Annotated in this window: 10 protein-coding genes and 1 pseudogene; 4 read left to right on the forward strand and 7 right to left on the reverse strand. The window is 67.4% G+C overall.

What is annotated here, in order from left to right; genetic code table 11:
* Positions 1 to 122: 122 nt before the first annotated feature.
* A complete protein-coding gene (locus tag ACIRQP_RS32065) occupies positions 123 to 1,886 on the forward strand; it encodes a thiamine pyrophosphate-binding protein (RefSeq protein ID WP_403896257.1) in 1,764 nt (587 codons plus the stop codon).
* Between the two features lie 71 nt (positions 1,887 to 1,957).
* A complete protein-coding gene (locus tag ACIRQP_RS32070; protein ID WP_403896260.1) occupies positions 1,958 to 3,349 on the forward strand; it encodes a hypothetical protein in 1,392 nt (463 codons plus the stop codon).
* Positions 3,350 to 3,352: 3 nt separating this feature from the next.
* On the opposite strand, the gene ACIRQP_RS32075 is transcribed toward ACIRQP_RS32070, so the two are convergent.
* From ACIRQP_RS32075 to ACIRQP_RS32085, 3 genes are read right to left on the reverse strand one after another with little or no spacing between them, the layout of a single operon-like run.
* Positions 3,353 to 6,220 (reverse strand): peroxidase family protein, encoded by a 2,868-nt coding sequence (locus tag ACIRQP_RS32075; RefSeq protein WP_403896393.1) that lies wholly within the window; start codon positions 6,218 to 6,220, stop codon positions 3,353 to 3,355.
* 54 nt (positions 6,221 to 6,274) lie between these two features.
* Positions 6,275 to 6,514: a hypothetical protein gene (locus ACIRQP_RS32080; protein ID WP_403896263.1), complete on the reverse strand. Its 240-nt coding sequence runs from the start codon at positions 6,512 to 6,514 to the stop codon at positions 6,275 to 6,277.
* Between the two features lie 5 nt (positions 6,515 to 6,519).
* Complete coding sequence (locus ACIRQP_RS32085; protein ID WP_403896266.1) at positions 6,520 to 7,854, reverse strand: S8 family peptidase; 1,335 nt, start codon at positions 7,852 to 7,854, stop codon at positions 6,520 to 6,522.
* 360 nt (positions 7,855 to 8,214) lie between these two features.
* Between ACIRQP_RS32085 and ACIRQP_RS32090 the strand changes: the two genes are divergently transcribed.
* Entirely contained in the window at positions 8,215 to 9,081 is an 867-nt protein-coding gene (locus tag ACIRQP_RS32090; protein WP_403896269.1) for a nuclease, read from the forward strand.
* Between the two features lie 65 nt (positions 9,082 to 9,146).
* Here the strand turns inward: ACIRQP_RS32090 and ACIRQP_RS32095 are convergent, their stop codons facing one another.
* The 4 genes and pseudogenes from ACIRQP_RS32095 to ACIRQP_RS32110 all read right to left on the reverse strand — a co-directional run bounded on the left by ACIRQP_RS32095 (position 9,147) and on the right by ACIRQP_RS32110 (position 11,429).
* On the reverse strand, positions 9,147 to 9,269 hold the full coding sequence (locus ACIRQP_RS32095) for a hypothetical protein (protein WP_403896403.1): 123 nt from the start codon (positions 9,267 to 9,269) through the stop codon (positions 9,147 to 9,149).
* Between the two features lie 571 nt (positions 9,270 to 9,840).
* Positions 9,841 to 10,125: pseudogene (locus tag ACIRQP_RS32100) on the reverse strand (IS3 family transposase); the annotation flags it as partial.
* Positions 10,122 to 10,430 (reverse strand): transposase, encoded by a 309-nt coding sequence (locus ACIRQP_RS32105; RefSeq protein ID WP_403896272.1) that lies wholly within the window; start codon positions 10,428 to 10,430, stop codon positions 10,122 to 10,124. The pseudogene ACIRQP_RS32100 and the gene ACIRQP_RS32105, both read right to left, overlap by 4 nt.
* A 162-nt stretch (positions 10,431 to 10,592) precedes the next feature.
* Entirely contained in the window at positions 10,593 to 11,429 is an 837-nt protein-coding gene (locus tag ACIRQP_RS32110; protein ID WP_403896275.1) for a phytanoyl-CoA dioxygenase family protein, read from the reverse strand.
* 154 nt (positions 11,430 to 11,583) lie between these two features.
* On the opposite strand from ACIRQP_RS32110, the gene ACIRQP_RS32115 reads away from it, so the two are divergent.
* On the forward strand, positions 11,584 to 12,441 hold the full coding sequence (locus ACIRQP_RS32115; protein WP_403896278.1) for an AraC family transcriptional regulator: 858 nt from the start codon (positions 11,584 to 11,586) through the stop codon (positions 12,439 to 12,441).
* Positions 12,442 to 12,529 lie beyond the last annotated feature (88 nt).

The following is a 12,529-nucleotide window of genomic DNA, read 5'->3' on the forward strand; positions in this document are numbered from 1 at the left end:
AAGCCCCCACTCAACAGGGAAAACAGCTTGCGGCATCGGCAATTACAGAGTGTCACGGGCAGATCGCCCGAGAGGCCCAATCCGCGTGCGGGAGCAGGACGCACCGACGGCTGTGAACAACAATGCGAGACGACGGCGCAGCGGGAGAAACGAGCGGCACAACTGAGAGAGGGTCGATGAGAGTTTATGAAGCCATCGTCAAAGGGCTTGAAGGCATCGGGGTGCGGGCCGCTTTCGGCGGTGCCGGGGAGAACGCCGCCGGCCTGATGCTGGCGCTCAAGCATTCCCGGCAGATCCGGCCGGTGATCACGCGACACGAGCAAGCCGCGTCCTTCATGGCCTGTGGCTACGCGATGTACACCAACCGGCTGGGCTTCTGCTTCGCGACGGCCGGACCCGGCGCGTTCAACCTGTTCTCCGGACTGGCCGTGGCGATGTCCGACTCCTACCCGGTCCTCGCCGTCTCGGGATACGCAACGATGAAATGGCAAGGTTGGGGCTCGCTCAACGAGACCTCGGGCGTGAACGGCACACCCGACTCACGGGCCATGTTCGCGGCCACGACCAAGAAGTCCTTCCTGCTCACCGATATCGCCGACACGTGCGACGTCCTGGAGGAAGCGGTCAACATCGCATTCGAGGGGAGGCCCGGGCCCGTGCACATCCACGTTCCCGAGGACCTGACCCACCGGGGCGCAGAGGTTACGAATTTCCGACCGATCCGGCTTGACGTCGCGCCGGTGCCGCCCGACCCGGCGCGCGTGGAGGAGATCGCATCGGTGCTGGCGGACGCCCTCACCCGGCGGCAGCGGATCGTGACGCTCGTCGGCTTCGGCGCTGTCCGCAGTGGAGCGGGACCGGAGATCAAGCGGTTGATCGAGCGGTTCCAGATCCCACTGCTCACCACACTGGACGGCAAGGGCATCGTGTCCGAGGGACACCGACTCTCGGTGGGCGTCTTCGCCGACAGTGGCCACTCGAGTGCGTGGAAGGCCTTCCGCGAGGCGGATGTCGTGCTGTGCATCGGAAACTCCCTCAACCAGCACGCCACATTCAACTATCGCGAAGATCTGTTCAAGAACAAGCTGCTCATCCACGTGAACATCTCCGAGACCGAGTTCCGCAAGGCGTACCGGCCCGACTACACGCTCCTGTCCGACGCGCGTCCGGCGGTGGCGGCCCTCGTCGACGTGCTGGAGAGAAAGGTCGGCGAGGTGCCGGCGGTCGAGGTCGACGGCCGGGACTACGAGGCCCGGCACATCACCCATCTGAGCGGGCAGATCCACCCGGGAGAGCTCGCGCAGGCGATCGGCCGGATGCTGCCTCCGCAAGGTGTTCTGCTCGCCGACGCAGGTGCCCACCTGGCCTGGCTCGGGTACTACGTGGAACTCGAGGAGGGGCAGAACTTCCGCAAGGCCGGTTCGTTCGGACCGATGGCGGGCCATGTCAACGGTGCCATCGGGGTGAAGGTCGCGCACCCGGAGCGGACAGTCGTCGTCGGCTGCGGCGACGGCTGCTACTCGCTGTCCGGGTTTGAGCTGATGACTGCCGTCGAGCATGGGATTCCCGTTATCTGGGTCATCTTCGACGACCAGGAGTTCAAGTTGATCAAGCTCTTTCAGCTCACGACGTACGGGGAGACCGGTCTCGTCGAGTTCCAGAATCCGGACTTCGTGTCGTACGCGCGTGCTTGCGGAGCTGACGGCTACCTCGTCGAGACGCTCGACGAGTTCGAGCACGCGTTCCATGCGGCACTGGCCTCCGGTCGCCCCACCATCATCGACGCCAGGATCACGCGATGGGCCGTTCCTCACTACAGCCCCTCACCCGACGGTGTCATCGCCGGTCTCGTCGAGACCGTAGAAGCGCGGTTCCGCGCCCGATAGCCGACGCCTTGCCCCAGCGCCGGCCGGAAACCGATTGACCCGTACTCATACGAGGGAGAAGGACAAAAAACATGACCGACCAGATGAAGACACACAGCCGGGCCGGGCTCGACGCCCTCCTGAACCGCACGCTGATCGAGTCGATCCGGCGCCGCCGCACCCACCGGGTCAGCCGTGGCAGTTCCGTCGAGGCCGGCTCGATGAGCTGGGCCTCCACCGAGCCGCGCGCACCCCTGACGGACCTCGAAGAGGCCATCCTTGTCGCCATGACGGGGTGCACCGGCCTCACCATGCCGGACCGCCCGTTCAGCGATCCCCGTGACGGCAAGCCGATCATGGCCAAGCCCAATCTCAACATGGCCGGACGGACCGCGGGCAGCCCCGACAATGCCCAAGGCACACACTTCTTCTTGATCAACGACACCGGCACGTACTTCCTGCGCGGCCTGCCTCCCCCCACCGATGGCTCAGCAGCGGCGTTCGACGCGGAGACCTTGTGTGCACGCGCCGCCGAGGCGAAGGTGCGGCTGCTCGACCACCGTATCGACGTACCGCACGGAAACCGGGACTTCCCGGCCTACCTCGACTCCAACCGATTTCTCTCGAATTTGCCGGGGACCACCGTCCTGTTCCCGGTGGTGGACCTGTCCCGGCAGTACATCAACGGCATGATGTATCTGCTGACCCAACCCGAGGGAGCACGACCGGCGATCGTCGACGACCGGAATTTCTACCGCTCCGCGGGTGTGCAGAAGTGGGTGAAGTCAGGCTTCCTGAACAAGGACAACAAACTCCCGCTCGGCGCCATCTGGGCGATGCGCACACAGATCGAGGCCGACCTGCTGCTGCAGAACCTCATGCTTACCGCCGATGCCATGGGGCTGGGGGCGTGGATCCATGCCTCGCTGGCCCCGCCGATCATGCTGGGCGACCCGAAGTTCCGCACCACCTACGGTCCGATGCTCGACTTCGACTGGACCATCCCCCGGTGGAGACCGGCCGACCTCCTGCGGTGGCATGTACCACTGCCGCGCTACTCCAACCTGCGAGCGACCGCCGTCGGCCTGCGTCACAACGGGGAGCATCTGATCAAGGCGATGTGCCCACCGAACTACGACACCATGGGCGACGCGGTCGACACCGTCGTGGCCGACAAGTTCGGACCGAAGGGCATCTACGCTGACAAAGGGCTCTTCGAGCGCATCTACCGAGGCGAATTCGGCGCCCAGTACCTGCGCCAGGCGAGCGACTACTCGGCCGACGTCATCGCCTGCACGCGCGACATCTGCACCTATATCTACGAGACACATGGGCGATTCCCCGCCCATTGCGACACGATTCACGTGCCAGGGGTCTGGCTGCAGGCCCATCACGTCGAGAACGACTACTACGAACGATTCTTCCGCAACGGGCTGACCGAGGCCCACCGGACGCACGATCAGCACTGGCACTCGGCCGGATGACACTCAGCCGCGGTCGGCCACGGAGTTGTTCCAGGTCGGCAGGACCGGGCGCCACGGCGCGAACGCGCTGCCCGAGCGTGGCAGGGAGTTCCTCAGCTCGGGGCAGTGCCGCAGCAGGACGCTCGTCATCCCATTGCGTTCGATCCAGTCCAGGCCGAGCGGTGTGTAGATCTCGGGCCGGAAATCGACCGTAAGAAAGCGGTCGCTCTGCAGCCGCCGACTGGCCATCAGGATAAAGACACGGAAGGCGGTATCGCTGAAGCCGAAGCCCTCGGGCGGATTCTCGGCGAAGAGTCCGACCATGGTGTCGATCTCGTCGACCGTGCGATAGACGTCCTTCAGCCGTCCGACGGTCTCCGGATCGGAGGACAGGTCCTCGAACCGCCGGATGCGCGACTTGTGCAGACCGCTTCGGAAGTCGTTGTAGCGGGGAACACCGCGGCGCCGGGTGCGCACCAGATCGACGACGGACAGATCGATCACCTCGCCGTCCCGTTCGAACGCCTGAAGCGCCCGGGGGTAGTTGTTCAGTGTGATCGCCCCGGGGTTGGCGATGCCGAGTGAGTACAGCGAGTTCGCCAGGCCAGTCTTGCGGATGAAGGGCTCAGCGGCGGTGCCCTGCACATCCTTGAAGCCCAGGGTTTCGATCCGGTGGCCGAACCGGTGGTCGACGATCTCGTAGTCGTCCGGGATCAGCGGATGCATCCGGTAGACGGCGACGAAGTCCTCGGTGAGGGAGTACGGAACGCCGTGGTGATCCGGCAGGGTTCCGGGGATGCCGGTGAGCGCGTGTGCCTCGAACAACCACAGTCCGAGCTGGTTGAGCCAGCTCTTCGGCGGTCCTTGCCAGTTGGATGTCAAACCGATCCTGATTGCTTCCGTGGCCAGGATCGCGGGGGTCCACTCGACAGTGTGGATCTTGGCGATGAGAGCGGAGACGACGAGCCGCGCCGTGTGATAGATCCGGTCCCGGTCCATGTGCGGGTATTCCTGCCGCAGTGCCTCGCAGACGGCATTGTGCTCGCGCGCGAAGAGGGTGTGCATGGCGCTGAGGCCGAGCCACCAGCTCTCGTTGAAGCCGGTCAGCGGAATGCCGTTGGAGGTGAGCGGCAAGTGCCCCTCCTCCAGGCGCAGCCCGGGGCCACCGTCCGGCTCCCGCAGGGACATGGCGACCTGCTGATCGCCGCCGTAGACCTCCGATCCGTCCCACCAGTGGGACGCGGAATCGGAGAACAGTACGGGCGGCTCAAGGCCGCCGGGCGGGTGCACGCCTTTGTTCTCGGCGAAGCGCATCACCTCCTCGGGCGGTCCGTCAGGGGTGTTGCGCCAGCTCATGCCGGGCGGGAGCGGCACCTCCACGCTTCGCGTGCCGGCCGGGTAGCGCTGGTGATTGACCCAATCGTGCACTTGGAACTGGATCCACGCCGCGGCGAGGATGTTCAGCGACCGGGCGGGGATGAACGCGTCACGGTGGAGCAGCCTTCTGCTGACGGTGACCGGATTGGGGCTGTTGAACCGGTCGGGGCGGTAGACCGGTGGAAGGTTGCGGCCGAACGTGGCACCGACAGCGCCCATCTTCGGTGCGGACAGGTCGTTGTAGGTGCCGTCGTAGCTGCGTGCGATCCGCGACTGCTCATCGACGGGCTCGGGCACCGGCTGTGCCGTCGGCGGAGCCTCGTGGATCTCGGTGTCGATCAGGTTGTCCCGGCGCAGCGCCTGCCGGAGGGCCACGAGGTTGAGCACGCCCAGCGATGTCGGCAGCCGATGCCAGGGGACGAACCGGTTGAGGGCACGGAAACCGGCGCGCAGCGGGACACCGAGCACGGCGTTGCGGCGTGGCTCCTCAGTGACGAAGCGATACCCCAGACGCAGGGCGCCGCCGGCCTCATAGGCGGCTTTGCGGGCCCGATTGAGATTGCCCAGGGGACGGAACTCCTCGGTGGTGTTCCACGGGTTGAAGGCGAGCTGCTCGACGCGTGTGGCGGCGGCACGCGCCGGGGCGGAGTCCAGATCCTGACGCGGGATGGTCAGCGTCGCCACGGGGACCACCGGCGTGTCGTCCTCCCTCCACTCGACGGCGCCGTCCTCGATGGGCGTACGCCTGCTGTCCAGATAGCGCTGCACGTACAGCTCGAAGACGATGTCCGCCGCGTCCAGGCGCCGCGCGAGCTCGCGTCGCAGGTGGTCGGGGTCGGTACGGGAGGGGGGAGGGGCCGAGGACGCGTCCGCGGCGGGGCGGAGCTGGAAACGCACCGGTCCCGCACCGCCCCACAGGACAGCACCGCGGCTCCAGTACGTCTCCAGCGCGAGACTGCGCACCTCGCGCCGGGTTCCGGCGCGTACGTTGTGCCGCATGCGCGCAGCCGTGGGCCAACCGAGCGCGAGGGGCAGCTTGACGAACAGCGCGAACGCCTTTCGGAGCGTCGAGTCGGCACCCGCCATGGCTTTCGCGAACGCGACGAACTCGTATGCGTTACGGGCGTGAGAGACCGGAAAACTCGTCATGAGGAGGTCATGGTCCTCTCCGGATCCCGCCCGGATCCGCAGCGCCGCACCACGCAGGTCGGGTGTGAAGTCGGGCTGCCGGGCACCGCTCGCGTTGGACAACCGTACGGTGACGGGGTACTCGGCGCCGGGCCGCACGAAACCCGCCCGCAGGGCGTCGGGCAGGTCGTCGCGGATCGTCAGCCGGGCGTTCTCGGTACCGAGAACGGCCTTCGCGTGGAAGGTCCGTGCGATGTCGGCTGCTCCGCTCCGCTTCCTTGCCTTCATCTGCACGCGCGTCAGGTCGCGGACGAGCCCTTCGATGAGCAGCCGCTCGGCCTCGGGGGTCCCTCCCGCGTAGCGTTCGTACTGACCGGCCTCTTTCATCATTGCTTCTTTCTCAAAGGTGGCCCGCTCTCGCGGTGGGGGGTGCGGTACCGCTCACTGGATCGGCGAGTCGGGCGGGGGGAGGCGGATGATGCGCTCCCGGTCGACGGACTCGACACTGTCGATGGCTTCCAGGGCCGGGATCCGGTCCTCGGCGATGGTTCCGGACAGCGTGCCGAGCACCGGCTGCTCGCTGGTGACGGTCAGGCCGGCCCGGCGCGCGGCCTCCACCGCCTGCGCGAACCGGTCGGGATCGACGGAGACGATGACCCCGACCGGCCCGGACCGGGACATCCGGCTCACGGGGCCTGGAGCAGACCCGAGCCGATGTCCGTGGCGGGCTGCGACAGTGGATACGCCCCGGCCAGCAGACGGGCACTGAGGTCGGCCGCGGAGGCGTCGGGATGGGCCTGGGCGAGCAGCGCAATGACACCGGCGGCGTGCGGGGTGGCCATGCTGGTACCGCTCATCGTCTGGTACGTACCGTCCGGGGCGGCGGAGAACACGTCGACGCCGGGTGCGGCGATGTTGACCTCGCCACCCGCGCCGTTGAGGGCGCCGCAGGAGAACCACGCGGTCGCCAAGTCCTTGCCGAGCGCGGCCACGGACAGAATGGACGGGCAGTTGGCGGGCCGGCCGACGGGCGCGACGGACCCGGGCCGTTCGCTTTCGTTGCCCGCCGCGGCGACGATCACTGTCCCGCGTTGGAGCGCACGCCGGGCCACGTTCTCGTACGTCTGCGGGAAGAGCTCACCCGGCTGGACCGGAGCGCCGAGCGACATGGAGATCACCCGTGCACCGCGCGAGACCGCCCAGGCCATGCCTGCCAGGATCTGGCCGTCGGAGCCGCTGCCGCGGTTGTTGAGCACCTTGCCGGCGAGTATCCGGGCCTCGCCCGCCACGCCGTAGCGGGGGGAGTGCTCCGGTTTGACCGGACCGGCGGCGGTGCCGATGCAGTGCGTGCCGTGGCCGTGGCCGTCCTCCGCGCTCTCGCCGGGTACGAAGGAGGCCGTCTCGTCGATGCTTCCGGCCAGGTCCGGGTGGTCGGAGTCCACGCCGGTGTCGAGAACAGCGATCTTCACGCCGCGCCCGGTCAGGGTGGACCAGTTGGCCCGGATCGCCTGAAGCCCCCAGGTCGTGTTCTGTTCGTCCCAGGCCGGGCCCAGCGAGGCAGCCATTTCGGCCCTGGTGTGGCGGTCCACCTCGCCCTCGTCGCTGCGGTAGGTCGGGAAGAATCCGGTCAGCGTCCGCTGGGGCTCGGTGATCACCGAGGCGTACACCAGACGTTCCGGTTCTGCCGCGATGATCGTGGGCTCTGTCTCGGCCATGGTCACCAGCGCATGGCGCTGGTCCGGCTGCACATCCACGACGGCCACTCCGAGTTCGTCGAAGAGCACCGAGACATCCGGGCGCTGGAGGAGTTCGGCGGCGCCGGCGGCCTCGGCTCCGCGGACACGTTCGACGGACGCGATGCCGAGGGAGGAGCGCAGTGCGTCCATGCCGCGTTCCGGTTCCTGCTGGTTGAGCAGGATCACATACCGGCCGGTGTACTCCGCGGCCTGCTTCACGATATGCGCGTCGGCCCGCTCCGGCTGCTCACCGTAGGGGCGACTGCCCATTGGTCCGTTCGCCATTCGCTTCTCCGCTTCTGTGCGCCCCCGAGCGGACACGCACCGAGTCGCGGGATATCAGATGCCAGGGATCATTGGGCAGTTCTGCCGTGCACCGGCGCGGTGCCATCGTTTGCAGTTCATTGCCTCTTCGGTAACCCCCCTTCCACGGTCACCCTGGGCGCCGCGCTCCGCAACCCGGGGGCGTGGCGGGAGCCACAAGCCCGGGACCCGGCGCCACCGTCCGGGTGAATCCGTGCTCGTGGGGGCCCATCACGGCATGGCCGGGCCGACTGCCGGTCATATTAATGCGGTCGGTAAGGAGGCTGTTGGTCTCAGTGCCCGTCCACCGAACAGCGCACGCAACCGAAATGGAGAGCACACATGCCCATGCTGTTGATCGAGGGCACGTACAAGGTGCTCGGGGCCAGCCCCGACGGAGACTCAGTTCGTTTCTACCCGAACGACCCTGACGAGTGGGACCTGCTCAGAGGCCGACGGGTGCGGCGCAACCGAGCCGGTGGCGCGCAACTCCGCCTGGATGGCGTCGACACCCTGGAGACTCACTACCACCCGCCCCACGGCCCCGAACTTCATCAGCCGCCACCGTTCGCCGGGAAAGCGGCGGACGAGCTGCTCACGTGGCTGGGCTTCAGAGACATCACTCGTGATGAACGGGGAATCGTCACGGACGCGGCCCCGGCCGATGTGCCCGGCTACATCCTGACCCGCGCCGCTGACAAGTACGGGCGGTGCGTGGCTCTCGCCGGCCGCGGTGAGGCGCCGGGTACCAGCGGCAGCCGCATCGCCGTCGACGTCGCTTCGCTGAAGAGAACCGCGAACTACCACCAGCTCACCGAGGGCCTGGCCTACCCGACCTTCTACCGCAAGCTCTACGTCGACCTGCGTGAGGAGATGACCAAAGCGGCGCAGGCTGCCCGAACGGCCGATAAGGGCCTGTGGCCGAAGGACGAGACCGAGAGCGGGGCGAAGCTCAATGGGCTGACCTCGCTGACCAACTCCTCGGTGATGTTGCCCAAGCTGTTCCGGCGGCTGGCGGACTACCTCGTGCTCAACGACGGCGACCCCTCGCTGGCCGGGTTCCCGGGCTATCTGGAGCAGCGGGACGACCGGTTGCTCATCCTGTCCAATGGGCAGTCGACCGGTTTCGACACGGTGGTGGACGTCACCAACGGCAGCACAGTACGGCTGAACCGCCCGCCGGAGGATCTCGTCTTCGAAGAGGGGTGATCGCCTTCAAGCACTCAGGACTCATCCCGATCGCTCGAAGCTCCGGCCCCAACACACTCCTGTGATCAGCCCAGGAAGCTCAGGCGGACCTGGCGGTTCACATTGTCGACATTCGTGTCGACGGACGAGGCGTAGTGGCAGCGGTAACCGGTGTCCCGGTTGTACGCGACGAGTTCGAGGTCCGGCACCTTGCCTCAGCGCAGATGCCCGCTGACCTGGCTGCACCTCTCCCCAGAACTCCCCGTGGACAGACTTCGCCGTCAGCACGGCCTCCCTCCCCCGCATTGGTGATTTCGTACGGTCGCAAGTCCCGGCCGGCTCGCTGAAACGGACGGACCAGTGACCTTCACGCCGTCGTGGGTGACGGTGCACCGTGTGGCCACGCCATGCGCATGCCGCCCCTGTCGTGCCTTGTTCGCCTTCCGGGTGGTGCGGAGCCATTGCTCCCACCCGGTCGGGGACTGCGGGGGCCGGTTGGCGTGCAGGAGCAGTTGCCCGCAGAGCTGGCAGCGGCCCTTTTGCGTCTGAAGCAGACGCATGGTGGCCCGGTCCAACGGCGGGGGTGCGCTTCTGCGTCGCCGTCCAGGAGAACGCGTCCCGGATCGCCGACGGCCACAGCGGGCCCTCGCCGGTGGCGATCATTGTCAGGTCGGTGACCCACAGCCGGTTCGGCGCCGACGCGGTGAAGTCGCGGTTGACCAGGTCGGGGGCGAGCGTGGCCTTCGGGTCGCGGCGCGTGAAGCCGCTCCGGCGCGGGCTGACGCCCGCCAGCTCGGCCTCACGCATCAATCGCTCGACCCGCTTGCGGCCGACCCGGGTGCCCTCGCGCCTGAGGACTGCGTGCACGCGCGGCGAGCCGTAGATCCCGCCGGAATCGGCGTGGATCTTCTTGAGCTGCCCGGTCAGCTCAACGTCCCAGCGCTGCCGTTCGCACGGCTCCTTCTCGCGTCGGCGCCACCGGTAGAAGGCCGAAGAGGCGATGTGCAGTTCCCGAAGTACGCACTCGACTCCCAGGTGGGGGTGCTCGTCAACGAGCGCGGTCACCTGGGCCGGGTCGGGTCGAGTTGCGCCGCGAAAAACGCCGAGGCCGTCCGCAGGACCTCGTTCGCCCGCTTGAGCTGGATGTTCTCCTTGCGCAGGGCGGCGAGCTCGGCGCGTTCGTCGGTGGTCAGCAGGTCGTCGCGCTCGCCGGCGTCCGCCTCGGCCTGGCGGATCCAGCCACGCAGGGCCTCGGGATGTACACCGAGGTCGATGGCAAGCTTCTTGATCTGCGGCTTCGGCTCGGTCGTGCGATACATCCGCACCGCACGCTCACGCAACTCCAGCGAATACTTTCTGGGAGCGGCCATGGTCGATGTTCCTCTCATGAGAACCATCTGAACCCTCTGTCAGCATCCTCCGCATCTAGGAGGAACCTCAGCTCAGTACCCCGCCAGTCAGATGGTTGCGCCACGACGACGGCGCGCGGGCAGCTCGGCTCCCTGTGGTTCCGGCGAGACGGTCGCCGGTCGTCAGGCGGTCCGGCGGTCGTACAGCACGGGGTTCAGCGGTGTTTCAGGGACATGGCCGGTCTCCGTGTCGGGCATCCAGCCGAGGTCGCGGGCCTGGTGTTCGTTGGTGGGCTCGGCGACCCGGATGTCGGCGTCCAGGTAGATGACGGTCATCACGCGGCGCGGCACCGTGCCGTGGTTCGGGCCCGCATGGTGGAAGGTCCAGCCGCGGTGGAAGCTGGCGTCACCGAGAGCGAAAGGTTCGACGACGTCCTCGAAGTCCTGCTCGGCCAAAGCCTGCTTGAGCCGTGCCTCGGACTCGTCGGAGATCGGGAGGTCGCGGCCGTAGGAGAAGTTGTGGCTGCCCCGGGCGAAGGCCAACGGGCCCATGTCGAGCGGAGTCTCCTGCAACGGCAGCCAGATCGTCAGGCAGCGGTCGGAGGACAGCGGCCAGTAGTACTGGTCGGCGTGCCAGGGGGTGATGCCGCCGCGGGGCTCCTTGTACAGCGCCTGGTCGTGGTAGAGGCGTACGGCGTGCACGCCCAGGAGCCGGGCGGCGATCCCGGCCAGCCGGCGTGCGAACACCAACTGCCTGACCTTCTCGTTCTCTCGCCACAGATTCGACACCTGCAAGAATGCCTTGCCGTAGGTGTCCCGTTCGGCGAGCGGCACGTGCTGGGTGTTCAACCGGATCACCTCGGTGGTGATCGTCGGCCCGTACTGTGCGATCGTCTCCGGAGACAGCACGCCGGAGAGACGGACGAAGCCGTCGCGGTTGAAGTCGGCGGTCGCGGACGGGCCCAGGCCCTCGTACGGGACGTCCAGTTCGGATGTGGGTGCGTGCGCAGGCATGGTCATGTTGCGTTGCTCCTCATGCGTAAGGGAGGGAAAGGGCCGGTTGCCGAACTCCACCGTCGCAGGGTGAACGGAGCTTCGCCACGCCGCTGTTGCCCACTTCTGGTACTCAGTTGTCTCTCACGCATATGGCCGACCAGGAGCTAGCATTCCCCGTGTGAAGCCGCGCTACGAGCAGCCGGGCATCTCCGACGGGACCACTTTCACTTGCTTCGTCCGCAGCGAGAGCACCTTCGACTTCGCCTGGCACCATCACCAGGAGTACGAACTCACACTCATCACCGCCGGTATCGGCACCCGTTATGTGGGTACCACCGTGGAGCGCTACCAGCTCGGTGCCATGGTGCTGCTCGGCCCGGATCTGCCGCACACCTTCGCCTCCGAGCAGTCCGAGGCGAACGCCGAAGCGGTGGTCACGCAGTTCCGGTACGACTTCCTCGGCCCGGAATTCTTCGCCCTGCCCCCATTCCGTGTCGTCGACGGCCTGCTGGCGCGCTCGGCCCACGGGCTGCGCTTCGATCATGTCTCGGACGAGGTGCGCGCGCACGTGACCCGGCTCCCCCACCTGGAGGCCGTAACCCGGACCGTGTCGCTCCTCGACGTGCTGCGCCACCTCGCCGAGGACGCCACGGCCTCGCCGATCACCGGGCCCGGATACGTCATGGCCCCGGGCCTTGCGGTGCGCGATCGCATCGACGCCGTGTGCCGCTACCTTCAGCAGGCCCACACCGAGCCGGTGGAGCTGGCGGAGGTGGCGGCGCTGGCACACATGTCACCGACGTCCTTCAGCCGCTTCTTCCGCCGGGTCATGGGACGTACGCTCACCGACTACATCAATCAACTCCGGGTCGAGACGGCGTGCTCACTGCTGACCGCGACCTCCCTGCCGGTCACGGAGGTCGCCGCCCGCAGCGGCTACCGGAACCTCTCCAACTTCAACCGCCGCTTCCGCGAGCTGAAGGGACTGCGGCCGACGGAGTACCGGGCCGCGCATCCACAGACGGGGAACGGCTGACCCGGCCGGCTCAGTTGTGGAGTAGCTTTCCGACGGCGTCGGGATTTTATATCGCGCGCCTCCGCCCGGGGGTGCGGCGGCTCGGCGG

The organism is Streptomyces sp. NPDC102274 (genome assembly GCF_044766385.1).
Lineage (GTDB): Bacteria > Actinomycetota > Actinomycetes > Streptomycetales > Streptomycetaceae > Streptomyces.